The following is a 24879-nucleotide window of genomic DNA, read 5'->3' as shown; positions in this document are numbered from 1 at the left end:
GGGCGGGCGGGTCCTGTCACGTCCGGGAGATACACACCTGTGTGAGAACGGCGCGGCCGGCCCGCGGCGGACCGCGCCGTCGCGGGAATCCCCGGCCCGCCGGGGCCCGCAGGACGGCCCGGCCGACCAGGACATCCAGACCGAGGACGGCGAGCAGCGTAGGCGGCGTCGGGGTCGAACGGCCGTGGGCCGGGGTGGAGACGCACAGTTCGCCGCCTGCCATGCCGACGAAGCCCGGCCGGGCCGCCACGTCGTCGGCGGTGTCCGCCGCCGCTTGGGCAGCGACGCCGCCCTCCGTGTGGTCCAGGCGGCCGGCATGGGCCATCGCGGCCGGAGCCGGCTCGCCCGCCGTGCGCTCCGCTGCGGTGCCGTGGCAGCCTGCGGCGGAGGAAGGGGCTCCGTGCATGAGGAACAGGCCCAGCAGCAGCGCACACACCGACAGCAGCAGGCCCGCAGGCCGTCGCTCGCCAGTGGCCGTGTTCACCGCGGTACTCCCATTTCCCTCATTGGCCGGCGGCACCCGACCGAGACCGCCGCGGCACGACCATACCCCCACCAGGTATCAGACGCACGCAGCCGCCACCGAGAGCGTCCTCGGGGCGGATACCCGCGGCATCGGGACGCGGACGGGCCTGTGGCCAGGGCGAGGGCAGCAGGCGGCGGGCAGGCGTGAGCCGGCCGTGGCGGGGAGTGCCCTCGGGCTTGAGCACCGACAGTGCCGACGAACACCTCGCCTGCTGCGTCACCGAAGCCATCAGCCGAGGCGGCGACGACGACGCCCAGGCCAAGGTCGCCGAAGCCTCCGCCGCCATCGCCCGCCTGATGCGGTCCTGACCGCAAGGCAGCCGGCCCAGGCAGGGCGGGATGCTCCCCGCGGACGGACGCCGATGCCGCCGGGCGGCATCAGGGGCGCACGGCTCCCACATAAGGCATGTACTCGATGGGGGTGATCTCGACGTTCTTGCCGGTGCGCGGGGCGTGGATCATCTTGCCGCCACCGATGTAGATCCCGACGTGGTGCAGATCCGAGTAGAAGAACACCAGGTCGCCTGGTTGCAGGTTCGCCTTCGACACCCGCTGGCCGGCGTTCCACTGGTCCTGGGACACCCGGGGCAGGGACACCCCGCCGGCCCGCCAGGCGGCCCCCGTCAGACCTGAGCAGTCGAAGGTGCTCGGGCCGGTGGCACCCCACTCGTAGGGCTTGCCGAGCTGCGCATAGGCGAACTTCAAAGCAGCCGCAGCCGCGCCGGTCGCCGGGCCGTTGTAGGTCTCACGCGCCGAGGAGCGCGAGGATCGACCCGTGCCGTCCTGCGCATTGACCTTCGCCTGGTCGGCGGCCGACAGCTTCGCCAGCAGCGCACTCGCCTCGCCGAGCTTGGCCTGCACCTGCTTCTTCTCCGCCGCCAGCGCCTTCTCGGCCGCATCCAGGCCCGCCAGGGCCGCCGTCGCCTCACTGCGCTTCTGATCCAGGCGCCGCTGCTGAGACTGCATCAGGCGCAGCAGGTCGCTTTGGGAGCTGGCGGCGAAGTCCTGGGCGGAGGCGCGCGACAGGTAGCTGTCGGGGTCGGCGGACAGCATGAGGGCGATGGTGGGATCGACGTTCCCGGTGCGGTACTGGTCGGCGGCCACCGCCGACAGGCGCTCCTTGAGGCCGCTCATCTTCTCCTGTGCGGCTACGACCTGGTCCTGCAGCTGCGCGGCCTCCTTGCGCAGGCGCTCGCTGCTCTCCTTGAACTTGTTGTACTTCTCCGTGGAGGCCTCGGCCTCCTCGTTGAGGCCGTCGACCTGCGCCTTGACGGTGGCCAGGTCCGGCTTCGGCTCGGCGTGCGCCCCGCCTGCGGAAGCGAACAGGGCGGATCCCGCAGCGGCCGTGGTCACGATCGCTATGCGCGCGCGGCTGGGCGGGGCGGGCTTGCGTCGGTTCCCCATCGGTGCGGTCACTTCCTCGCTGTCGTGCACCCGGTCCGCGGCGCGGGCAGGTTGCTACAGTGCGGCGGCAACCGCCACCCACATGTCCGCTAAGTAACTTAGTAGACAGGGGTGGGGGTGTGGCAAGCCGCCCCCGCTCCGAGGCCCGCACCGTCAGGGCCCGCACGCCACCAGCACCGGCACCACCGGCAGCACCAGCACCACGCCCCAGCAGACGACCCGGGCAGGAACCGACAGGGCCGGCTGAACCGCCGTCAGGCGGCGCAGCCGCTCGACCACCCCGTGGGCGCCGGCTGCCAGCGCCCCCGCCGGAGCGGCGCCTCCGGCGACCCGGCACAGCGCCTGCGCCACCGCTCCGCGGCCCGCCACCCGCACCGCGGCGTCGTCGGCCGCCATCTCGCACAGCACCGGAACCCGCTGCGCCGCCAGGCGGGCCAGCGGCAGCCGGTCCAGCGCCCGGCCCAGCGCCGCGACGGACGCGAGCACCAGGTGGTGACGGCCGGCCAGGTGCGCCCGCTCATGGGCGAGGACCGCCCTGCGCTGGCCGGCGGTCAGCTGCTCGTCGGCGCCGCGGGTGAGCACGACGCGCCCGCCCCGGCCGGGCAGGCACCAGGCGGCGGCCCTCGAGTCGTCGACCACGAGGGTGCCGCCCGCGCCCGGGCGGGCGACGAGGTCGAGAAGCTCCCGGTGCCGTCTGCGGGCGCGTGCGGCCTTCACCCAGCCCGCCGCGACGACCGTCCCGGCGGCACCGAACACGGCCGCCGCCAGGACCACGGCCTCCACATGCCCGGCCAGGCCCTCGGCGACGCGCCCGTGGCGGCCGGTGATCCAGCCGAGCAGCCCCGCCGAGCGGTCGTGCCCGGCCGAGAGCCGATGCAGGCCCATCGCCACCGCCATCGCGCAGAACGCCATCAGGGCGCACCACAGGGCGATCGCCGCGCCCGGCGCGCGCACCGTCCAGGCGGCCCGCGCCAGGCGGCCGGGCACCCACCAGCCCGCGGCCGCGGTCAGTGCGGCGAGGAGAGCGAGCGCGCTCACCGGGCCCCTCCCGCGCCCGGGCCGTCCAGCACCTCACGCAGCGCGGCTGCCTGCTGCGGATCCATGCCGCCGACGAAGAGCGCCAGCGCCGCCCGTGCGTCCGGCGCCTCGCCCAGCACCTCGCGCATCACCTCGGCGGTGTAGGCCTCCCTGGAGCGCACCGGGGCATACACCCACGCCCGCCCCTCCTTCGTCCGGCACAGGAAGCCCTTGCGGAACAGGATGTCGGCCACCGTGTTGACCGTCGTGTACGCCACCGGCCGCACCAGGTTCAGATCGTCGACGATCTCACGGACCGTCGCAGGCCTGGCCCATGACCACAACCGGTCCATGATCTCAGCCTCCAGCTGACCGAACCCGCGCACCGCTCCACCCCGACCTTCACGACACCCTCACGCCATCGCAGCACAGCGTGCCAGGTGGGAGCGCCCGAGCCAACCCGCCGTCCGCGCCCCGGCCGGCGAGTAGCGGCCGGTGGCAGCCGGTGGGGCGGCCACCGGAGGCTGCCGCCCCACCCCACCAATGGATCGCACCCGATCCGATGTGGCCGGCTTCACGTCCCCTGTCCACCACCGAGGACCGCATGCCCGAAATCCGGATCGCCTCGATCCGTCGTCCGCGACCGGAAGCCCTGCGCAGGCGCCGTACTCGCCATCGCACGAGCCGCCTACGATGGGTCGAGACAACGGGTCGAGGCAACGGGTCGAGGCGGAAACGAGGCTGCAGCGTGCGGAAGCTGGGGGACCTGGAGGCCCAGATCATGGACCGGTTGTGGTCCTGGGGCCGGTCGGCGACCGTTCGCGAGATTGTGGACGACCTCAACAGGCAGCGGACTCTGGCCTACACCACGGTGATGACCGTGGCCGACATCCTCCACGGCAAGGGAATGCTGCGTCGTGAGAAGACAGGCCGGGCATGGCTCTACGAGCCGACGCGGAGCCGGGAGTCCTACACCGCGGCGCTCATGGAGGACGCCCTGGGCTCGAGTTCCGACCGCTCCAGCGCCCTTGCCCACTTCGTCGAGCGGATCAGCCCCGATGAGCAGGAGGCACTGAGGCAGGCTCTGCGATCGCTCACGGACCGAGCCGAGCCGCAGTGATCGCCTCCATCGTCCTCGTCACGTACGCAGTGCTCGTCGGGTTCGTCGTCCCCCGGTTCCTCGCCCGGGCGAAGTGGCCGTTGCGCGCACCCGGTACGGCGATCGCGCTCTGGCAGGCGCTGACGGTCTCGTTCGTCGTCTGCTTCGCGCTCGCCTGGTACCACGCGATCGCTCCGGGCCGGCACCTGCACGGACTGCTCGGCTCGGCGGAGCAGTGGATCAGCGGTGCACCGGAGAGGACCACCGCCGATGGCCTCTCCGCGGAGGGCGTCGGGCTCCTGATACCGATCGCTCTCACCGCGGTATGGCCCGCCGCCTGGTTCATCCAGGTCACCGCCTCCGCGGCCCGCCGCAGGCGCCGCCACACAGAGCTGCTGGACCTGGTCGGCCGGACGGAACCCGCCCTGGGGGCCGTCATCGTCGACCACGACACACCGGCCGCGTACTGCCTGCCGGGGCGACCGAGCAGAGTCGTCCTGACCAGTGGGGCGGTACGATGCCTGTCCCCCGCACAGGTGCAGGCGATCCTGGCCCATGAACGTGCCCACCTGACGGGCCGCCACCACCTGCTGTCGGCAGCCTCCGAAGCGTTCGCTCGGGCCTACCCCGTGGTCCCACTGGCCCGCGCCGCGCGGGAGAGCACAGCTGAGCTCCTGGAAATGGTCTGCGACGACCGCGCCCTGCGCAGCGCATGTGCACGGGCGCTGGCGGACGCGATGTGCGAGGTCGCCGCGGGCAGCACCCCGAAGGCCGCGCTCGGGGCCGGCGGTTCGGCCGTGCTGACCCGTCTGAGGCGTCTGCTGCGCCCGAGTGCGCCCCTCCGTCCGATCACGTGCTTCGCCATCCTGCTGCTCGGCGCAGTGGCGGCCGCACTCCCGTACTTCATCTCGTGCGGGCCCGTGATCGGCTGAGGGTTTCGGTCCGGTCCGGACGGAGGGCGGGCGCGCTGTCCGCTCACTCCAGCAGCACGGGGTCGCCCTTGGTGATCCGTCCGGGTACGAGCACCTCGGCGTGCACGCCTGCGCAGGGGTACAGTCCCATACCCGGAAGCGGCTCGAGCCGGTTGTGCTGCGCAGGCACCCGGAGGGCGTCAGGGTCTCGCGGCAGCCGGCCGTGGGCGAGGGTCGGGATGGCACAGCGCGGGGTGGGAACGGCCACCTTCAGACGCAGGTGCGGTCCGATCGTCAGTTCCCGGCCGATCCATGCGTTCTCGACGAATCCCTTCTCGGGGGTGCTGATGACGAGGTTGGGGCGGTAGCGCTGGACTTCGACACTGCCCCGCGGGCTGAGCTCGCCGATCCGGTCCAGGGTGGCGGTGGTGAGCAGGTGCAGCGGGGAGTAGTCGAAGAAGGTTCCGGGCGGCAGGTCGATGGCGTGGAGCCCGACCTCGGCGTCGACGCCCTCGTCCAGGACCTCGTCCGGGTTCGCGCGGTCGATGCTGGCCTTCGACGGCGGCTCGGTGGCGAGGACGACGGCGCGCCCGACGGCCCGCGACAGGTCGTCGTGGCTGAGCTCCGAACCGTCCGGGCCGGTGATACGGATACCGCCGTCGCTCGTCGCCGACGCCGAGAGCGTCAACAGGTTCCGCCACAGCCGCGGATTCTTCGCGCTGGCCACCTTGCCGGTCTCCGTGTCGAGCAGGGCGTGTGTCCGGTCGCCGGCGAGACCGCGTCCCGTGATCTCCGCGACCGGCAGTTCCTCGCCCAGCATCGACTTCACCGGGTAGCGCCACAGTGCTCCGACGGTTCCTACGCGTGTCGTCATGTCATCGTTCCTTCCGGCTGTGCCGATCGGGTGGAGGGTGTGCGTGCCTGCCGGGGATCGTTCCGTGGCACGCCGGCGGCGTTGCAGGAGCCCCGTGCAGCCGCTCACGACCGGAAGAGCATCCGGATGAGTTCGTGGGCCTGCTCGGGGTTGAGGCGAGGATCGCAGAGGGTGGTGTAGCTCCGGTCGAGGGCGTCCTCGCTGCGGATGCCCGCGCCGAGGCATTCGGTGACGTCGGTGGCTGCCGTTTCCAGGTGCAGGCCGCCGGGGTGGGCTCCCTGCCGTTCGAGTACGTGCAGGAACACGGTCGTTTCTTCGGCGATGTGCCGCAGATGCCGGGTCTTGATGCCACTTTGGGTGTGCTCGGTGTTGCCGTGCATGGGGTCGACGGCCCAGATGACCGGATGGCCGGCGTGGCGGACCGCGTCGACGATCCCTGGCAGGACGTCTGCGGCCCGAGTACGGCCCAGCCGCAGGATGAGGGTCAGCCGACCTGGGCTCCGCTCGGGGTCGAGCAGCCCGCACAGCTTCACGACCTCTGCGGGGCCGGCAGTGGGTCCGATCTTGCAGGCGACCGGGTTCTGCACGACGGACAGCATGTCGACGTGTGCGGAGTCGGGTTGGCGGGTGCGTTCCCCGATCCAGGGCAGATGGGTGGAGGCGAGGTACTCCCTGCCGTCGGGAGTGCTGCGAACGAGTGGTCCTTCGTAGTCGATGACCAGGGCCTCGTGGCTCGCCCAGGGTCCGGAGGCGATCCGGGGGCTGTCGGCGGCGGCACCCTGGTGCCGGGCTTCGCGCAGGTGCTCCGAGACGAGGGCCGCCGCCTCGTAGGCGAGAAGCATCCGTCGCGGGTCGTGCTGTCTCGCCTCGGGGGTCGGTTCCTCGGCGTTCACCATATGACCGCGGAAGGAGGGAAGTTCGGATCCCGCATGCCGCTCGGTTGCTGCAGAACGCGGTTTGGCGAACTGCCCTCCGATACGACCGATCCGGACGACGTCCTGGCCTGTCCGGGCGGCGAGGTGGTCCCCGAGGGCGTTCAGGACGGAGATCTTGCCGGCGATGTGCCGGGGTGTCTGCTCGGTGAGGTTTTCGGCGCAGTCGCCGGCCTGGAGAAGGCGGGCCCGGCCGGAGGCAACCGCTGCCAGCTGCCCGCGCAGTTCGGCGATCTCGGTGGGCAGCACGAGCGGCGCGGCCTCGAGCAGGGCACGGCGGGTGGCGGCATAGGAGCTGTGGTCGCGCCAGTGAGGCTGCTGCTCGGCGGGCAGCATGTCCCAGACGAGCGGCCGGCCGGCGGTGAGGAGGCCGGGTCGTTGTGGCGGGGCTGAAGACATGGAAGGTCGCTCTCCGAAAACTCGTGGCTGGTCGCGGACCGCGGGCGTTGCTGTTGTGCTGCCTCGCCCCGTGGTCAGTCCACGGTCCGCGCTGCGGCGACGGCGGTCGAGATCCGCTCGGCCAGCTCCCGCTTGTCGACCTTCCCCACCGTGGTGAGCGGCAAGGCGTCGACCGGTTCGACGCGATCGGGCAGCTTGTAGGTGGCGAGGCCGCGGGAGGTGAGGAAGTCGACTGCGTCGGCATGGGACAGGCCCTCTCCCGGGGCGACGACGAAAGCGCAGATCCGCTCGCCGAAGTCCGGGTCCGGCATCGGCACGACGGCGACCTCGCGAACGGCGGGGTGGGCCAGGAGTTCGTTCTCCAGTTCCTCGGCGGCGATCTTCTCCCCTCCCTTGTTGATGACCTCCTTGGTCCTGCCCAGGGCGACGAGGTTGCCGCCCGGAAGGAGACGGACGAGGTCACCGGTGCGGTAGAAGCCGTCGGCGGTGAAGGCCGTGTCGTTGTGGTCCCCGGCGAGGTAGTAGCCCCGCAAGGTGTACGGGCCTCGGGTCAGCAGCTGTCCTGCCTCCCCGACGGGAACCTCGCGGCCGTTCTCGTCGACGATCCGGATCTCGTCGGCCGGGGACAGCGGTCGGCCCTGGGTGGTGGCGACGACCTCGTCGGAGTCGTCGAGCCGCGTGTAGTTGAGCAGGCCCTCCCCCATTCCGAAGACCTGCTGCAGTCGGCAGCCGAGGGTGCCTCGCACCCGCCGGGCGGCCTCGGCCGGCAGTTTGGCACCGCCCACCTGGAGCACCTCGAGTGTGGACAGGTCGTCGTCCAGCCACTCCACGGCCTGCATCCACAGCATCGCCAGTGGGGGGACGAGGGCCGTCATGGTGACGCCCTCCTTCTCGATCAGGGAGAAGGCCTGGTCCGGGCTGCCGTCGGCGGCGAGCACCACTCGGCCGCCGGCGTGCAGGGTGCCGAGTACGCCGGGGCAGCCGAGCGCGAAGTTGTGCGCGGCAGGAAGTGCCGCCAGGTAGACGGTGTCGCGGTCCAGTCCGCAGACGTCGGCGCTGGCAGTCAGGTTGTAGGCGTAGTCGGTGTGCGTCCTGGGGATCAGCTTGGGCTGTCCGGTGGTACCGCCGGACAGCAGGAAGAACGCGACGTCCTGCGCACCGAACGTTTCGGCGCCGTGGAGCGAAGGTGCAAGGTCTGTTTCAGGCTCGCGGCCGGCCGGGGCGTCGAGTGCGCTCAGGGGAACGAACTCGGCCGGGTCGCCGGCCACGACGACGTGCTGCAGGCCGGGGGCGCGCTGTGCGATCCGGCGGGCGAGGTCACGGTAGTCGAAACCGAGGGACCGGTCGGCGATGATGTAGGCCTTCGCCCCGGTGAGGACGCTGAGGGCGCCGATCTCGTGTTCCCGGTGGGCGGGCAGAGCGAGAACGGGCAGGGCGCCGAGCCGGCAGAGGGCGAAGACCACGGGGAGGAACTCGAGCACGTTGGGAAGCTGGACGACGACCCTGTCCCCGGCAGTGATGCCCAACCGGCCGAAACCGTGGGCCAGACGATCGGCCCAGCCGTCCAGCTCCCGGTAGGTCACGCGGCGGTCGCCGTCGGTCAGCGCCACGCTGTCTCCGTAAGCCGCGGCCCAGGAGGTGAGCAGCCCGCCGAGGGTGACATCACGCCAGTAGCCCTCCGTGCGGTACTTGTTCGCCAGTTCTTCCGGCCATGGCACGAAACCGTCGAGCATCTGCGTTGACTTCCTCTTGTCGGTGGCCTGTCAGGGGATGGGGGTCGTACCTCACGGGCGCCGCATCGGGCCGATCACGTGGGGGGCCACGCTGGAGAGCTTCTCGCGGGTCTCCTCCAGCTCCCGTGCCGGGTTCGAGTCCGCGACGATGCCCGCACCGGCACGCAGCCACGCGCGGCCGTCCTGCTCGTAGAGCGCGCGGAGAACCAGTGCCGCGTCCATGGAACCGTCACTCGACGCGGTCAGGACGGCCCCGGAATAGAGCCCGCGGGCCTGGGATTCCAGGCGGACGATCCGCTCGTAGGCGGCCTCCTTGGGGACTCCGGAGGCGGTGATCGCCGGGAACAGCGCGGCCAGGGCGTCCCAGGCCGATTTTCCGGGGGCGAGTTGACCGATGACGCGCGAGCCGAGGTGCTGGACGGGACCTCGGGGCTTGACGTTCATGAATTCGCTCACGACCACGGAGTCGGGGTCGCACACCGTGAGAAGCTCCTCGTGGCCCAGCTTCACGGAGATGGCGTGCTCGTAGATCTCCTTGGCGTCCGTGAGGAGTTCCTCACGCAGTTGGGCGTCCCGTTCGTCGCCGAGCCCGTGGGCCCGAGTGCCGGCCAGGGGCTGGGTGGAGACCGCACCGTCGGCGTCGACCTCGACCACGGTCTCCGGGCTGAATCCCATCGCGCGCCAGCCTCCGAGGTCGAGCAGGAAGGAACGGGCGGGGGTGTTGCTCCGGCGACCGTTCACATACGTCGCACAGATGTCGACGGGTCCCGGGACGGGAACCGGCCGTGAAATGATCACCTTCTGCAGCTCACCCCGCCGGATGTCCTCGACGGCGACGGCGACGGACTTCTTGTACATCTCCGCGCCGTAGGCATCGATCGGGACAGGCACCGGGGTGCCGGCCGGCTCGGGCTGCGGGGTTTCCAGGAGCGTGCGGATCGCTTCGGTCACCGGCGGTTCGGTCGTGCGGATCACGGCCCGCCCGGACCGGAGCCTCACCTCGGTCCGGGGCACGATCAGGTGGAGGAGCGGGGTTCCGGCCGGTGCCTCGACCTGTCGGCGGGTCAGGTAGCTGAGCTCGAAGGCCATCCAGCCGTAGGTGGTCCAGTCGGTGATCGGCAGGCGGCCGAGAGCAGCCTGCACCTGCGTGAGTGGACGGTTCCCGACCGGCTCGACGCTCTCCTCCCCGTTCCGGCGTACGCGGAGTTCGGCGGAGTCCAGGACGATCTCGGCGAGTGCCCCGCCGGCGTAACACCACTCCCCTTCGCGTTCGTAGACGACGTGGCGGTCGTGGAGCCCTGCCCGGACGAGGATGGTGGCGGCGACGAGCGGGTCGAAGTGCCCTGTGATCGTCTCGTCCTTGTAGTGGTCCATTCCTGCCCCCGTTCCGGCGCCGGTGCGGCGCGCTTGCGGATCCACCGGTCCGTTGCCGGCGGCTCTGTCGTTCGGTCGATGTCTGCGTGCTGTGTTCGGGCGTCGGCGCTACGGTCCGGCCAGGAGCCGGGCCGTGATGAGGGCGGCAACGTCCTGGGTGTGATCGCTGAGGAAGAAGTGGCCGCCGGGAACGACGTGCAGGGTGCAGCCGCCGGTGGTGTGGTGCTTCCAGTCCCGGGCCTCGTCGAGGGTGGTCCTGGGGTCGTCGTCACCGGTCAGGACGGCGATGGGGCAGCTGGGTTCCGCTCCGGGGCGGTGGCGGTAGGTCTCGATCGCCTGGTAGTCCCGGCGGATGGCCGGCAGGAGCGCCCGCATGACTCCGGGGTCGTCGAGGAGTTCCGGGGCGGTACCGCCCAAGTGGCGGAGCTCCTCCAGCAGCGCCCGATCCCCCTTCAGGTGGACGTTCTCCTCCCGGTGGCGGCAGGGCGCCCTCCGGCCGGAGGCGAACAGCACGACAGGTGAAAGTCCGGTCTGGCGTTCGAGACGCCGAGCCGCTTCGTAGGCGAGGACAGCGCCCATGCTGTGGCCGAAGAAGGCCAGGGGGCTTCCGTCCAGGATCGGCGCCAGTGCGCCGACGATCTCGTCGGCCAGTTCGTCGATGTCCACCGCTCCGGGCTCCGACCTGCGGTCCTGGCGGCCCGGGTACTGCACGGCGTGCACCTCCACGTGCGGGGAGAGTGCCCGGGACATCGGGAAGTAGAATCCGGCCGCGCCTCCCGCGTGCGGGAAGCAGACCAGGCGGACGGTGGCGTCGTCCGCGCGGTGGAAGCGCCTGAGCCATCGGGACCGGGTGGTGACGGCTGCGTTCATCGCGCACCGCCGGCAATCGCAGGCGGGGGACACGTCCATTCGGTGTCGGGTGCGCCGAGCCAGTCGAGCATCTGCTGGTAGCTGCGCATCATGTCGTCCAGCAGTCCGGCCGGGAAGAGTTCGTCCACGGCGTCCCAGGCGAGGAGCACCGAATCGTCGGTGCGGTAGACCTGGTGATCGAGCCAGACCTGGGGCGTCTGGGAGAGCATCCAGGTCAGCTCGCCGAGCGCGGCGCGGAACTGCGGTCCGACGAAGTCGGAGCCGAGGTTGCACGCGAAGACGACGGGGGCTCCCGCCCGCTTGCCGCCGTTGGCTCGCCTGAGGTCCCGCAGGACGTTCAGCGTGGAGTACTGGGCGTGTGAGGCGCTCTGCTGGAGCTGCTGCTGCAGCTCGCCCGCCCGGTCCGCGAACGGGATCCGTCGACGGAGGTCGACGTGGAGCAGCACCAGATTGGTGAAGTCGGCGACCATGCCGGAGACCGCGGGGTGCAGTGGCTGCCGGTCGAAGAGCGGCACGTTGAGCAGGAAGTCCGGGTCATCGCTCCAGGCGCCCAGGATCTCGGCGTAGGCGGTGGCGAGGACCATCGCAGGGGTGAGGCCGTGCTCTCGGGCCCGGGCGGTGATCCGCAGCCATTGCGGTGTGCCGAGCACGAAACTGCGCCGGGAGAACCGCGGTCTGCCGATCTCCTCGGGCCGCTTGGCCAATGGCAGCCGCGGTCCTTCGAGAGGAAGAGCGGGAATCCGGCCCTTCCAGTAGTCCTTGGCCTCGGTGAGCGGACTGCCCGCCGTGTCCGGGCCCTCGCTCCAGGCCCGGTGGTCCGCCAGGTACTGCGCGAAGCCGTACCCCGGCGCCGGGGTGTGGCGCCCCGGTTCCCGGTAGGCCTCGGCGAGATCGGTCAGCAGGACCTCGATGCTCGCGACGTCCGCCACCAGAAGGTCGATGTTGACGTGGATCCGGGTCCGGCTGGCCGGGAGCAGGGACAGCTGCACATCGAGTACTTCTGCCCTGGCAACGTCCAGGCGCCGGTGCGACAGCCGGTCCCGTACGGTTTCGAGCGTCCGCTCGGCCGTGGGGGCGTCGAACGCGGTGAGGTCGTGAACGGTGAGGCCCTGCCAGGGGCTCTGCTCGGCGATCTGCTGCCGCCCGTCGTCAAGGAACCTCGCACGCAGCATCTCGTGGCGGGCGATGACCTGGCGTACGGCTTCTTCCAGGCGGTGCGGGTCGACGGTGCTGCCGTCGAATTCCATGTAGGCGTGGCATCCCACGCCGCCGAGGCTCATCTCGTCGCCGCGGCCGATCCAGTAGGCGCGCTGCACCGGGGTGAGGTCGAAGGCGGCAGCGGAGTCCACGGGGTGGAGGGCGGTACGGGCACTGGCGGTACTCGGCGCGGGGCGTGTCGTGAGCAGTTCGTGCCAGCGTTCCACGGTCGGCTGCTCGGCCAGTCTCTGGAAGGTGATGTCCGCGCCGGCGCGGCGCCAGCCGCCGGCCAGTCTCATCATTCTGATGGAGTCCATGCCGTGGCGGATCAGGTTGTCGGTGTCGGGTATCGAGTCGGCGGGGACTTCGAGCAGGCCGGCCACCGCGTTGCGGATGTCGTCCTTGGAGAGGTCCGCGGCAGGGGGTGCGGGGTGGGTGCTGGTCATGGGCGGTCCATCGTGTGGGCAGGGTCGAGGGGAAGGGACGCTTCGTGGAGGGTGGGGTGCGCGGTGCGGTGGTATCCGTATCGGCTGTGGTGCCAGACGAGGGACTGCCCGCCGGACCGGGACAGGTCGAGCACCTCTCCGAGCACGACGGTGTGATCGCCGCCGGGCACCGTCGAGTACACCCGGCAGGTGAGCCAGCCCAGTGCCTGACGGAGCACCGGGGATCCGTCGACGAGGTGGAAGCCGGCGTCGGCGAACTTCTCCCCGGCGGGCCGGTCGGTGGCGAACACGTCGGCGGTCCGTTCATGGTCTTCGTGCAGGAGGTTGACGGCGAACCGGCTGTTGCGGCGGATGGCGTGCAGCGTCCCGGACCCGTTGCCGAGGCACACCAGCAGGAGGAGGGGTTGCAGTGAAAGCGAGCAGACACTGCTCGCCGTCATGCCCGCACGGCCGGCGGGACCGTCCGTGGTGATGACACAGACGCCCGCCGGCATGCTGCCGAGGAGGTCGCGGAAGGCCCGTCGGCTGTCCACGTCGGTCACCGGTGCCTGCTCGGTCCTGTCACGGCCGCTCCCCGAAGGTCGTCGACGGGCCGTTGAGGCCGGACAGGATGCGCTGGAGGTTCTCGACCAGCGCGCGTTCGGCGATCGGGTCGAGGATGGCGGCGAGGCTGGCCATGCCGAGGTCGAATTCGGCGTCGAACCGGATGACGACGTGGTCCGGGTGCTCCTCGACCTGCCAGGTGCCGTCGAAGGACGCGAAGTCCCCCGTCGTCTGGGCGAAGGTGATGGAGCGCGCGGCCTGGTCGATGATCTCGTTCTCGGTCCAGCGGAGGATGCCGTTGCGGAAGTTGACCGCCCACTGGGAGTCGATGACGCCGTCGTCGCGGTGGGTGACCTGGACCTCTCGGACGGCGTCGGTGAACTCGGGGTAGCGCTCGAAGTCGGCCAGCCGGGTGAAGACCGTGTCGGCATCGGCGTCGTGGACGAATGCTGCGAGGGTGACCTGGCGCGTCACAGGGTTCCTTCCAAGGTGGTGGCGGCGGCGTCGAAGGCGGTGAGCAGCCAGTCGACGTCGCCCGGGGTGAGTACGGCGGGCGGGGTGAAGCGCAGGACCCTGTGGGCGTTGAGGCTGTGGTTGACGAGGACGCCGTGGTCGTGGAGCTCCATGACGAAGGCGCCGGCCGTGTGCTCGTTCTTGAATTCCATGCCGATGAGCAGGCCGGGGCCGCGGATCTCCGTGACCAGTTCCGGGCAGCGTTCGGCGACGATCCGGGCCAGTTCGCCGGACAGGGTGCGTCCCAGTGCGGCGGCGCGTTCGACCATGCCCTCGTTCCGGATGGTCTCGACGGCGGCGCGGGCGGCGGCCATGGCGATGGGTGATGCCGCGAAGGTCGAGGTGTGCAGGAACGGATCGCGGTTGAACGGCTCGTAGGCGGTGTCGGTGGCCACCATGGCGGCGACGGGCACGACCCCTCCGCTCAGGCCCTTGCCGACGAGCAGCACATCGGGGGAGATGTGCTCGCGGTCGGCGCCCCACCAGGTGCCCAGTCGGCCGAGGCCGGTCTGGATCTCGTCCAGGACCAGGAGGGCTCCGCGGTCTTGGCAGATCCGCTGGGCTTCGATGAGGTAGCCGTCCGGTGGGACGATCACGCCTCCTTCTCCCTGGACCGGTTCGAGGACCAGGCAGGTGTCGGCCGTGACGGCGGCGGAGAGCGCCTCCGCGTCGCCGTAGGGGACGTGTGCGACCTGCGGCAGCAGCGGCCGGAAGGGAGCCTGGTAGAGCTCCTTGGCGGTGAGGGAGAGTGCTCCCATCGTCTTGCCGTGGAACCCTCCGTCCGCCGAGACCAGCCGGTCCTTGCCGTGTGTGCGGGCCAGCTTGATGGCCGCCTCGACGGCCTCGGCGCCGGAGTTCACGAAGTGCACGCGATCCAGCCCGGGGGGTGTGACGGCGGCCAGTGCCTCGGCGGCACGCGCCGCCGTGGGCTCCAGCAGCAGCCGGGTCGACATCGGGTGCGTGCGGGCCTGCGCCACCACTGCGTCGACGACGGCCGGATGGGTGTGCCCCACCAGGAACACCCCGTACCCGCCGCAGTCGAGGAAGCGCCTGCCGTCGGCGCCGAACACGTGCGCGGCGTGCGACGAGACTTCCTGGTCGCCTCCGGTCAGTTCGGCGAGACTGGCCCGGCCCTTGCTGAGGTGCCGGCGGTAGAGGTCGAGGACGGCTGTCCGTGACTGCTCGGTTGCTGCGGTCATGCGGCCACCTCGCTGGGGCGGACCATGCCCTTGGCCCGGGCGTAGTGACGCATGGACGTGGTGAAGGCGTCCTCCAGGCTCCGGGCGGAGAACGAGGTGACACCGGGGACGTGCCCATAGGTGCTGGGGAACGGCTCCTGGGTGTTGAACAGGGCGGTCATGGCCAGCATGTCGTCGAAGCGGCGCCGCTGGGCCCGGGGCAGCGCGTCGATGAACACCGGGCGGATCAGCCGGTCGATCATGTCGTGGGAGACGAAGCGCGGTGCGTCCAACGACAGACCGAGGCTGCGGCCCAGCGCCAGGCCCAGTTCGATGACTCGCTCGGCGGTCGGTGCGGCCGGGCCGCCGGTCACCCAGTACTCGCCTCCCGTCGTCCCCGTGCGCACCAGCTGGGCGATGACGTCGGCGACCAGGTCCTGCGGGACGAAGTCGATCCTGGTGTCCGGCTCCAGCGGGAGCATCGGAAGTGCGTTCTTCAGCAGGGCGCCGGCGATGGCGTGCAGTCCCTGGAACTGCGAGATGCGGCCGGTGACGGAGTCACCGATCACCACGGACGGGCGGACGATGTTCGCGGGGACGTCCGACTCCACGATCGCCTGCTCGGCGATGCGCTTGCTGTCCAGGTAGATCTCCGGGCGGGCGCTGCCGTACCCGTCCAGGGCAAGGTCGCGGCGGGCCACGAAGGCGGTGCTGACATGCTGCAGTGGTGCTTGCGCCCGCCGGGCGAATGCCAGGACGCTCTCGGTTCCGCGGACGTTCAGGTCGTTGGTCTGCTCCGCGTCGACACTGAAGCCGGTGACCGCGGCACAGTGCACGACCGTGTCGATCCGGTCGGCCAGGTCCTGGTAGGCGGATCGGTCGAGGCCGAAGTACGGGAGGGTCAGGTCGCCGTGGACGCGGGCCGCCCGGTGGCCGGGGACCGGTGTGCTGTGGGTGAGGCAGACGACGGTGCAGTCGGTCAACCGGGCCAGTACAGCCTGGCCGACGACGCCGCTGGCTCCGGTGAGGAGGACGGTCGGAGCGGGGTTCGGGATCTCGGACATGTGAGTTCGTCTCAGCCGATGCGCAGCGGCCGGCCGGCGAAGTAGTCGCACAGCTGGTCGGACATGTGGGTGCGGGACGGCGGATGGAACATCAGGCCTGCGCATGCGGCGGACAGGTACGCCGCGTCACCGGACCCGATGAAGGACATACCACCGAGCAGTTCCACCGCACGGCGGTTGATGCGGCCGATGGCGTCCTGCACCGCGTAGCGGACGCACAGGACCTTGGCGAGCATCTCCTCGCCCTGTTCTCCGGCGTCCTTGGCCCGGGCCACGCCTTCGAGCATGGCCATGGCGGCCTCGGCCTCCGTGGCCAGGGCAGCGCGCTCGACCGAAGCCGCTCTGCCCGCCGACAGGACGCCCTCGACCAGAGCACTGGCGGCGCCGAGGTAGGAGGCGGCGGCCAGTAGTTCGAACCAGATGAAGCCGCTGGTCTGCAGCTTGTCGGGCCGCTGGTTCTCGGTGCTGTCTGTCATCACGACCAGGCGCCTGGGCACCTCGACGTCCTTGAGAATGACCTCGTCGCTCTCCGCGCCGGCCAGCGCGAAGCTGTTCCAGAACGGCCGGACCTCCAGGCCCGGGCTGTCGGCCGGGATGACTGCGACGGCCATCCGCTCGTGTCCGTCGTCATCGGTGACCGCGACGGAGGCGGTGAGGAGGTCCATCGAACGCGACAGCGAGCAGGGCTTCTTGGAGCCGGTGACGACCAGGTCGTCGCCGCGCCGTACGGCGCGCAGTGTCGGGGACAGGATGGCTGCGGCGCTGCGGCCTTCGGCGAAGCCGGAGGCGACGAGGAGCTGGCCGTCGGCGATGCCTTCGAGGAGCATCCACTCCCATCCGTCGCCGAGACTGGCCTCGGCGAGACTGGCGACCGAGAAGTGGTGCATCGTGGAAGCGACGCCGAGGGAGGGTGATCTGGCGCCGATCGCGCGCTGCGCCCGGGTCGCCTCCAGTGCGGTGGCGCCGTTGCCGCCCTGCGCGGTGGGGATCAGCATGCCCGGGCCGCCTGCGGCCTTGAGCATGGCCAGCCCGGGGCTGCCCGGGCTCTCCAGTTCTGCAAGGGGGATCCGGGCGAGGCCGTCGTCGAGACCGGGCATGAACTGCTGGAGTACAGCGCGTTCGGTTTCCAAAAACTGCATGCTGGTTTTCCCCGTTGGTGTGTGGATCGAAATGATCGGACCGGGCCGTGCGGAGGCGGCTACCGCTGGACGTGCCGGCGGTCCAGCCAGGCCGTGACCCGTTCGGCGAGTGCTGCGGGCCGGTCGCCGGTGACGATGGAGTAGTGGTCCTCGGGCAGGACCTCCGCGTCGAGGTCGGGGCAGAGGCCGCGCCATGCCGGGACCGGGTCCTCGCGGTCGACCGTGCCGGCCACGAAGAGGAGGGCGGGCATCTCTGCTTTGCCGGCGCGGTAGGAGCCCAGGGCTGCCAGGTTGTGCGCGTGGGTGCGCATGAGCAGGTCGTACTGCTGCACACCGGTGTCCGGCGGCAGCCATCCGTGCCTGACCGCCACGTCGGCCGCAGTGTGGGTGAGGTTGTCGCGCGGGGCGTCGAGAACGGCGGCGCGTGCCGCGTCGGGCAGGTGTCCTGCGGCGAGGTCCTGGAGGAACTCGATGTGGCGGGCGGGTTCCGTGCCGGTTTCCCGAAGCTGGTCGAGGCAGCTGTCGATCATGAAGACGTCGACGGTGTGCCCCTGCTCGGCGAGCTGGCAGCCCACCTCGTAGGCCAGGATCCCGCCCATCGACCAGCCGCCCAGGAGATAGGGGCCCTGGGCGGTGAGCTGCTGCAGTTCCTCTCGGTAGGCCGTCGCCATGGCCACGAGGTCGGGTTCGAGTGCCGCGGTGGTGCCCTGGGCGAGGGCTCGGCTCTGGAAGGCGTGGACCGGGCCGGGCCAGGAACGGGCGAGCGCGGTGTAGCTGCTGACCGAGCCGCCGACGGGGTGGAAGAGGAAGAGTTCCCTGCCCGCGCTGTGGGCGGCGTCCCCGCCTGACAGTCTGACCCGGCTGCCGGTGACCTGGCCGTGGGCGCCGATGCACCGCGCCAGTGTCTGTGCGGTGGGTGCTTCGAAGACCTGCCCGAACGGCAGCTCGATGCCCAGTCGGGTACGGATGCGGTTGATCAGCCGCAGTGCGAGCAGCGAGTTGCCGCCCAGCGCGAAGAAGTCGCCGTCCGCTTCGACGGAGGGGAGTTCGAGCAGTTCGGCCCAGATCCCGCACAGCTGCTGCACGAGTTCGTCGTCGGCTCCGGGTGCGGCGCCGGTTTCGAGGGGCGGCTGCGCGGCCAGCGAGGTCAGAGCGGACGCGAGGTCCACCTTCCCGTTGGAGGTCAGGGGGAGTCGGTCCAGCACGCGGATCTGTGCGGGTACCAGGTAGTGCGGCAGTCGCGACTGGAGGTGTGTGCGGAGGGCCGCGCTGTCGATGTCCTCGTTCTCGTCCGCGACGACGAGCGCCACCAGGCGCACGCCTCCCGGCGTCGCCGTACCGGTGACGACGCACTCCCGCACTCCCGGGTGCTCGCAGATCGCCGCTTCCACCTCGCCGGGCTCGACCCGGAATCCCTGGATCTTGAGCTGGCGGTCCTCGCGGCCCAGGAACTCGATGGTGCCGTCCGGCCGGTAGCAGCCGAGGTCGCCCGTCGTGTACAGGCGCTCGCCGGTCGCGGGATGCCGGATGAACCGCTCCGCGGTGCGGCCGGTGTCCTGCCAGTAGCCGCGGCCGAGTCCTGTGCCGCCGATGTGGATGCTGCCGACGGCCCATGGCGCTCGGAGCTCCAGCCGGTGGTCCAGGACCTTCATGGTCTGGTTGCGCAGCGGAACGCCGTAGGGGATGCTCCGCCAGGCGGGATCCATCCGGTCGATCTCGTAGATGTTCGACCAGATGGAAGCCTCGGTTGCACCGCCCATCGCGATGATCCGTGCATCGGGCCAGTGGGCTCGCAGGCGGTCCGGCAGGTGGGTCGGGATCCAGTCGCCGCTCATCAGGAAGGCCCTCACCGGCGGGAGAAGGGTGCGGGGCCGCTGTTCGAGGACCTCTGCCAGCATCTGGACCAGCGCGGGTACCGAGTTCCACACCGTTGCTCCGTGCCTGACGGCGCTGTCCGCCCACCCTGCCGGGTCGGGACGGTGTGTCGCGTCCGGCAGCACCAGTGCGGCGCCGGCGGCCAGGGTGCCGAAGACGTCCCAGACGGAGAGGTCGAAGCTGAGTGACGAGATGCCGAAGACCCGGTCCTGGCAGGTGAGGGCGAGGCGGTCGTTGATGTCCTGGACGGTGTTGACCGCGGCCTGGTGTTCGATCATCACGCCCTTGGGCCGGCCGGTCGATCCTGAGGTGTAGATGATGTAGGCGAGGTCGGCCGGGTCGCCTACTCGTGCACAGGTCTGGCCGGCGGCGGGCTCCAGCCTGTCCACGCAGATGAGCGGCCGCGGGCCGAGGACGCCGATGCGGGACTCGGCGGACGACTGGACCAGGACGACGCGTGCGGAGCACTCGTCCAGCAGGTGAGCGATGCGCTCAGAGGGAAGTTCTGCGTCGACGGGGCAGTAGGCGGCGCCGGCTCGCAGCACGCCGAGGGCTGCGACGACCTGTTCCCACCCCTTGTTCATGACCACGGGCACCACGTCGCCGCGGCCGACACCCTCGGCGCCCAGCCTGCAGGCGACCGCTCGGGAGCGGCCCTCCACCTCGCCGTAGGTGAGCGTCCGCTGTGTGGTCATCACTGCGGTGCCTTCGGGCCGCAGTGCGGCCTGGCGGAGGAAGCCGTCCTCGAGTCGTTCGGCCGGCGGCGCCTGGACGGGGCCGTTGAGGTGGGCGATCAGATGGCGGTGCGCGGCCGGGACCGGGTCCGGACGGGTCTCGGCCCCGGACGGCCCGGCCAGCAGGTCCAGCATCCGCCCGTACGCCTCGAACATCAGGTCGGGAAGGCCTGAAGGGAAGGCTTCGTCGACGACGTCCCAGATGCAGTCGACACCGCCGTCAGGACCGTCGTGGAGCTGATTGTCGATCAGCACCTGGGGTGTGCGCAGATCGCTGGCCACCTCACGGCAGGCTGTCCGCGGCCGGCTGTTTCCTGCCGGAGCGGAATCCGTTCCACCTGCCTTGAGCGTGCTGGTGAAGACGTAGGGAAGTGCGGCGCGTGAGGTCCAGCCTCGTCGCGCGGCCAGCTCCCGGGTGATCTTCACACCTGCCACGTCGGCGTTCTGCAGGTCCTTCCAGACCTGGCGCTGCAGTTGCCGGGCTCGTTCCCAGAAGTCCCCGGAGCGGCCGAGATCGACCTCGAGCGGAAGGGTCGCTCCGAACTGGCCCACCACTTCGGCCATGTGGGGGCGGGTGGAGGCCCAGTTCTGGTGCAGCAGGTTCAGGCTGAAGTGCGGGGACAGCGCCCATGCTCCGAGCGTTTCAGCGAAGACGTGGCACAGCGCGGTCGTGGGCAGGACCCGGTGGTGACGGAAAGCGGCGGACAGCCGCTGCCACTGCGAACGTGTGAGCCGGTGGGTTCTGCGGGTGAAGCGGACGGAGCCGATGGCACCCGGCTGCACGGCCAGCGGCAGCTGGGGAGCGTCCGGAAGCCGGTCGAGGCGCTCTTCCCAGTAGCTCCACTGCTCCTGGTAGTGCGGTGTGTCCTGGTGCGCGAGGAGTTCGAGCCGGCAGTCACGGTAGGTCGGTTCCTGTGACGGGAGCTGGAGGGTCGGATCGTCGTAGTACGCCCGCCACTCGTCCATGACCTGGCGGATTCCGCGTCCGTCGAGCAGCAGCAGGCTCATCGAGAGGTGGACCCTGGCCCGGCGCGGCCGCAGACGGTGCACCTCGACGTGGAACAGGGGCCAGTCGGCCGGGTCCACGCCTTCTCGGCACATGCGCTCCCTGGTGCGAAGGATCGCGGCCTGCCGGCCGTCCTCGTCGAGGCCGGCGAGATCGGTCACGGTGAACCGTGGCGACGGCGTCTGCCCGTCGGTCAGGACACGCTGGGTGCCTGCCTCGGTGTCGATCACGGTCCGCAGGTGGTCGTGCCGACGCAGTACCCGGTCGAGTGCCTGCTGCGCACGGGACAGGTCGACGTTCACCATGTCCAGTTCCACGTAGTAGCTCGGCAGGAAGCCGCCGAGTTCGACCAGGTCGGAGGCACCGACCAGATAGGCCCCCTGGAGTTCCGTCAGGGGGAACGGTTCGTGGCGGGTCACCCTCCCGTCACCGTCTGGGCGGAGAGGATCTCGGCGAGTTCGGCGATCGTCGGGGCCTGGAAGAGCATGTCGACGGCGTCGTCACCGACCTGCTGGATGCCGAGTTCGGTGCGGAGCCTGGCGATGATGCGCACCGCGTGCAGCGAGTCGCCGCCGAGGTCGAAGAAGTTGTCCTCGATGCCGAAGTCGTCGCGTCCCAGCGCCTCGGTCCAGATGTCGAAGAGCTGCTGTTCCAAAGCCGTCTGCGGGGTCGTCCGCTCCGTCGGCGCCGACTCGCGCCAGGGCATGGGCAGTGCCGAGCGGTCGACCTTGCCGTTGGCGCTGAGCGGAAGCTCGTCGAGGACCAGGTAGTGGTGGGGAACCATGTAATCGGGCAGAAGGGCTGCCAGGGCCTTGTTCAGAGCCGCGGGGTCGAGGGACTCCGCACCGGAGGGCGCTCCGGCCACCAGAACGTGTTGGACCAGGGCGTCCACTGCGGGCCGGCCGTCCGGGAGGGCGGCGAATCGGGTGAATCCTGCCTTCTCCAGCTGCGCCTGCCACTGCGGGACGGACAGCAGGGTGGCTTCGCGCTGGTCCTGGTAGTTCCCGAAGCCTTCGAGGAAGGCAAAGCTGATCATGTTGAGAGGGGAGTTGACGGTGCCTTCGATGAGAACCAGGACGCCCCCGGGGGCGAGGAGCCCTCGGACCGCCTCCAGGGTTCTGCCGAGGTCCTTGGCGTCGTGGAGGACGTTCGCCCCGATGATGACGTCGGCGGAGCCCGGTGCCATGCCCTGCCCGGCCGGCTCGCCGTCGATGTCGAAGATGCCGTAGCTGACGAAGGGATAGGCGTCCTGGTAACGCTCCTTCGCGGGGATGGTGAAGGCGGTCGAGAGGTCGGTGAAGTGATAGCGGACCCGCTCGGCCGGCAGGGCCGGCAGGATGCGGTCGCACGTGGCCCCGGTCCCGGCACCCAGTTCGAGGATTCGGACCCGTCGGTCGGCGGGGAACTGCTCCACGTACGAGCGGACCAGTGCGGCTGCGGTCCGGTTCTGCAGCTCGGCGGCCGGGTTGCTCGCATACAGGGCCCGGGTCACACGCCAGTCGCCCTCGGGCAGGAGGAGCTGGAGCGGGCGGATCTCTCCTCGGAGCAGAGCGATCTGGTGGTCGATGCATGCGGTGAAGTAGTCCAGGAGAACCCGGTCGGAGCCGGTCGCCGTGAAGGCGGACAGCACCGCCTTGATCGAGCCGTCGAGCGCGTTCGCGTCCAGATCCCGCTCGGCGCGGTACTCCCCCGGGCGTCCTGTGGCGCTCAGCAGCCCTTCCGAGGCAAGGACGGACATCCACTGGCCGACGAGCCCGCGGTACAGGGGGCGGACGCCGCACCGGTCGGTGATCTCGTCCACGGTCGTGGTGTCACCCGCGGCTGCCAGGGCTCCGAGCCGGGCGAGGTTGCGTGCCATGACGGACGGGGCGAGCATCTCCAGCCGGTGCCAGAGGTCGCGGAAGGTCGTGATGGCGGGGGCGAGGTCGCCGACGGCCTGCAGGAGTTCACGCGTTCCGGCTTCGAGGGTTTCGGCCCAGAGGGAGGCAGTGTCCGCAACCGGCGCTGCCGCCACCTGCTCGTCGGGCATGACGTGCGCGACGAGTTGTCCCCGGCCCGTCGTGGGGTTGGTGCCGATGGTGAGGATCGCTTCGCCCACGCCCGGCTGGCGGCGCAGCACGGCGGCGATCTCGTCGAGTTCGATGCGGAAGCCGTTGAGCTTGACCTGGGTGTCCTCCCGGCCGAGGAACTCGATGTCGCCGCCGGGAAGGTAGCGGCCGAGGTCACCGGTCCGGTAGAGGTATTCGCCCGAGATGGGGTGGACGATGAACCGCTCGGCCGTCCGGGTGGGGTCGGCCCAGTAGCCCTTGGCCACGCCGACGCCGCCGATGCAGATCTCCCCGGTGCTCCAGACCGGGCGCGGTTCGAGTCGGTGGTCGAGGACGTGGAGGGTCTGGTTCGCGAGCGGCTTGCCGTAGGGGATGCGGCTCCAGTGCGGCGGGACGTCGGCGATGGGGTAGGTGACCGACCAGATGGACGCTTCGGTGGCACCTCCGAGGCTGATCACCTGTGCGTGCGGGTGGGTCGAGCGGATCGCGTCCGGCAGTGTGACGGGTATCCAGTCGCCGCTGAGCATGACCACTCGCAGCGTGGGCGCGGGGGCGGTGGTGGGAGCGTCCAGCCACAGGCGCATCAGGGCGGGGACGGAGTTCCAGACGGTGACACCGTGGTCCGCGACGAGTGCGGACCAGTGTGCGGGATCGTGGGCCCGGTTGGGGGCGGGCGTGATCACGGTGGCGCCGGCGGCCAGGGTGCCGAAGACGTCGTAGACCGAGAGGTCGAAGCTCAGGGAGGAGAGGGCGAGCACCCGGTCGTCCGGGCCGATGCGGAAACGCTCGTTGATGTCCTGGACGGTGTTGGCGGCGCCGCGGTGGTCGATCATCACTCCCTTCGGCCGGCCCGTGGAGCCGGAGGTGAAGATGACGTAGGCGAGGTCTTCCGGGGAAGGGCCGGTGGGGAGCGGTTCGGCGCTCTCCCCGTGCACGTCGGCGTCGTCCGGGGTCACCAGCCGTATGCCGGCGGGCCAGGCTTCTTCGTCCCGCAGTCGGGGGGTGGTGACGACGGTGTGGACACCGCCCTGGGCCAGGATCTGTGCCCGCCGTGCGGCGGGCCATTGCGGATCGACCGGCAGGTACGCGGCGCCGGAAAGGGTCACGGCGAGCAGAGCGGGTATCTGGGCGAGGCCCCTGTCCACGACGACGCCGACGAGGCTGCCGGGGCTCGCTCCGAGCGCGATCAGCCGGCGGGCCAGACGGCGGGCCGCGGTCACGGTCTCGAGGTAGGTGAGCCGTCCGTCCTCCGCGATCACCGCGATGGCGTCCGGACGTTCGGCGGCCCGGGTCTCGACGAGTCGGCAGAGGGTGGTGACGGGCAGATCGGCGGCGGTGCTGTTGGCGCTCTCCCGTTCCTCGCGTTGCCAGAGCGGCAGGTCGGTGAGGCGTTCCTGGAGGTCCCAGGCGCCGGTGTCGTCCGCGAGGCGGTGAAGGGTTGCAAGGCAGACGGCGACCAGATCGCCGGTCAGACCGTCCGGGAACTCCGTCTCCTGGATATCCCAGGTGAGGGCAAGCCCGTCTTCTTCTTCGGCGATGCGATGGTTGAGACGACATCGGGCCGGCTGCCGTATCTCCCGTCGGCCTTCGGCGGCCCGCGCGAGCTGCCGGTGAAGCTGCTCGGCGCGGGCCGCGAACGAACGGCCGGGGAGGTTGTCGACGGCGAGGCCCAGCACCGCTTCCTGGCCCGGGGCGGCCAGGTCGAGGGTGAAGTCGGCCCGCTTGGACCACAGGCTCAGCACGTCCGCGTAGACGGTGACGAGTACGGCGACCGGGGAGATGTCCCGGCGCTGGGCTTCCTGCCGGAGGGCCGTCCAGGACTTCCGGTCGACCTGTCCTCGGCGGGTGACACGTCCGGCGTGGGACGGCTCCTGGCCCTCGTACGGAGCCAGTGGCAGTTCAGGTGCGCACTGGTCATCCGGGAGGCGCAGCTCGATCCCGTTCGCCGGGATTCTCAGCAGATCGTGCAGCATTTCGAAATCTCCCCGTTCTGACACT

The 24879-nt window shown here is 70.7% G+C and carries 20 protein-coding genes; 3 read left to right on the top strand and 17 right to left on the bottom strand.

Annotation, left to right across the window (positions count from 1 at the left end):
* Positions 1-16 precede the first annotated feature (16 nt).
* Positions 17-484 carry a hypothetical protein gene (locus OG335_RS35925; protein WP_405009696.1) on the bottom strand — a complete coding sequence of 156 codons (468 nt, stop codon included), beginning with the start codon at positions 482-484 and terminating at the stop codon, positions 17-19.
* Positions 485-702: 218 nt separating this feature from the next.
* On the opposite strand from OG335_RS35925, the gene OG335_RS35920 reads away from it, so the two are divergent.
* The gene (locus tag OG335_RS35920; protein ID WP_405009697.1) at positions 703-834 is read left to right on the top strand and encodes a hypothetical protein; all 132 of its coding nucleotides are present in this window, start codon (positions 703-705) and stop codon (positions 832-834) included.
* Positions 835-903: 69 nt separating this feature from the next.
* Here OG335_RS35920 and OG335_RS35915 read toward each other — a convergent pair whose 3' ends face one another.
* From OG335_RS35915 to OG335_RS35905, 3 genes are all read right to left on the bottom strand, one after another.
* On the bottom strand, positions 904-1959 hold the full coding sequence (locus OG335_RS35915) for an NlpC/P60 family protein (protein WP_405009698.1): 1056 nt from the start codon (positions 1957-1959) through the stop codon (positions 904-906).
* Between the two features lie 123 nt (positions 1960-2082).
* Positions 2083-2967, bottom strand: a complete 885-nt coding sequence (locus OG335_RS35910) for a M56 family metallopeptidase (RefSeq protein WP_405009699.1) — start codon at positions 2965-2967, stop codon at positions 2083-2085.
* Complete coding sequence (locus OG335_RS35905; protein WP_405009700.1) at positions 2964-3332, bottom strand: BlaI/MecI/CopY family transcriptional regulator; 369 nt, start codon at positions 3330-3332, stop codon at positions 2964-2966. The genes OG335_RS35910 and OG335_RS35905 overlap by 4 nt, the downstream gene beginning before the upstream one ends.
* Positions 3333-3694: 362 nt before the next feature.
* On the opposite strand from OG335_RS35905, the gene OG335_RS35900 reads away from it, so the two are divergent.
* Complete coding sequence (locus OG335_RS35900) at positions 3695-4066, top strand: BlaI/MecI/CopY family transcriptional regulator (protein WP_405009701.1); 372 nt, start codon at positions 3695-3697, stop codon at positions 4064-4066.
* A complete protein-coding gene (locus OG335_RS35895; protein WP_405009702.1) occupies positions 4063-4977 on the top strand; it encodes a M56 family metallopeptidase in 915 nt (304 codons plus the stop codon). Before OG335_RS35900 ends, OG335_RS35895 begins: the two co-directional genes overlap by 4 nt.
* A gap of 43 nt (positions 4978-5020) precedes the next feature.
* Here OG335_RS35895 and OG335_RS35890 read toward each other — a convergent pair whose 3' ends face one another.
* The 13 genes from OG335_RS35890 to OG335_RS35830 form a co-directional block, all read right to left on the bottom strand.
* Positions 5021-5830: an MOSC domain-containing protein gene (locus OG335_RS35890; RefSeq protein WP_405009703.1), complete on the bottom strand. Its 810-nt coding sequence runs from the start codon at positions 5828-5830 to the stop codon at positions 5021-5023.
* 104 nt (positions 5831-5934) lie between these two features.
* The gene (locus OG335_RS35885; RefSeq protein WP_405009704.1) at positions 5935-7161 is read right to left on the bottom strand and encodes a 3-deoxy-7-phosphoheptulonate synthase; all 1227 of its coding nucleotides are present in this window, start codon (positions 7159-7161) and stop codon (positions 5935-5937) included.
* Positions 7162-7235: 74 nt separating this feature from the next.
* Positions 7236-8894 carry a (2,3-dihydroxybenzoyl)adenylate synthase gene (locus OG335_RS35880; RefSeq protein ID WP_405009705.1) on the bottom strand — a complete coding sequence of 553 codons (1659 nt, stop codon included), beginning with the start codon at positions 8892-8894 and terminating at the stop codon, positions 7236-7238.
* Positions 8895-8945: 51 nt separating this feature from the next.
* Entirely contained in the window at positions 8946-10268 is a 1323-nt protein-coding gene (locus tag OG335_RS35875) for a salicylate synthase (RefSeq protein WP_405009706.1), read from the bottom strand.
* 108 nt (positions 10269-10376) lie between these two features.
* Entirely contained in the window at positions 10377-11138 is a 762-nt protein-coding gene (locus OG335_RS35870; RefSeq protein ID WP_405009707.1) for a thioesterase II family protein, read from the bottom strand.
* Positions 11135-12781: a condensation domain-containing protein gene (locus tag OG335_RS35865; RefSeq protein WP_405009708.1), complete on the bottom strand. Its 1647-nt coding sequence runs from the start codon at positions 12779-12781 to the stop codon at positions 11135-11137. The genes OG335_RS35870 and OG335_RS35865 overlap by 4 nt, the downstream gene beginning before the upstream one ends.
* A complete protein-coding gene (locus OG335_RS35860) occupies positions 12778-13323 on the bottom strand; it encodes a flavin reductase family protein (protein ID WP_405009709.1) in 546 nt (181 codons plus the stop codon). The genes OG335_RS35865 and OG335_RS35860 overlap by 4 nt, the downstream gene beginning before the upstream one ends.
* A 19-nt stretch (positions 13324-13342) precedes the next feature.
* On the bottom strand, positions 13343-13798 hold the full coding sequence (locus tag OG335_RS35855) for a type II toxin-antitoxin system RatA family toxin (protein ID WP_405009710.1): 456 nt from the start codon (positions 13796-13798) through the stop codon (positions 13343-13345).
* On the bottom strand, positions 13795-15036 hold the full coding sequence (locus OG335_RS35850; RefSeq protein ID WP_405009711.1) for an aspartate aminotransferase family protein: 1242 nt from the start codon (positions 15034-15036) through the stop codon (positions 13795-13797). The genes OG335_RS35855 and OG335_RS35850 overlap by 4 nt, the downstream gene beginning before the upstream one ends.
* Positions 15033-16079, bottom strand: coding sequence for an SDR family oxidoreductase (locus tag OG335_RS35845; RefSeq protein ID WP_405009712.1), 1047 nt, complete (start codon positions 16077-16079; stop codon positions 15033-15035). The genes OG335_RS35850 and OG335_RS35845 overlap by 4 nt, the downstream gene beginning before the upstream one ends.
* Before the next feature lie 11 nt (positions 16080-16090).
* A complete protein-coding gene (locus OG335_RS35840) occupies positions 16091-17218 on the bottom strand; it encodes an acyl-CoA dehydrogenase family protein (protein WP_405009713.1) in 1128 nt (375 codons plus the stop codon).
* 59 nt (positions 17219-17277) lie between these two features.
* A complete protein-coding gene (locus OG335_RS35835) occupies positions 17278-21252 on the bottom strand; it encodes a non-ribosomal peptide synthetase (RefSeq protein ID WP_405009714.1) in 3975 nt (1324 codons plus the stop codon).
* On the bottom strand, positions 21249-24854 hold the full coding sequence (locus OG335_RS35830) for an amino acid adenylation domain-containing protein (protein ID WP_405009715.1): 3606 nt from the start codon (positions 24852-24854) through the stop codon (positions 21249-21251). Before OG335_RS35830 ends, OG335_RS35835 begins: the two co-directional genes overlap by 4 nt.
* Positions 24855-24879 lie beyond the last annotated feature (25 nt).

It is taken from the genome of Kitasatospora sp. NBC_01539, from assembly GCF_045040525.1.
Lineage (GTDB): Bacteria > Actinomycetota > Actinomycetes > Streptomycetales > Streptomycetaceae > Kitasatospora.
This window is presented reverse-complemented; position numbering and strand designations above follow the sequence as displayed.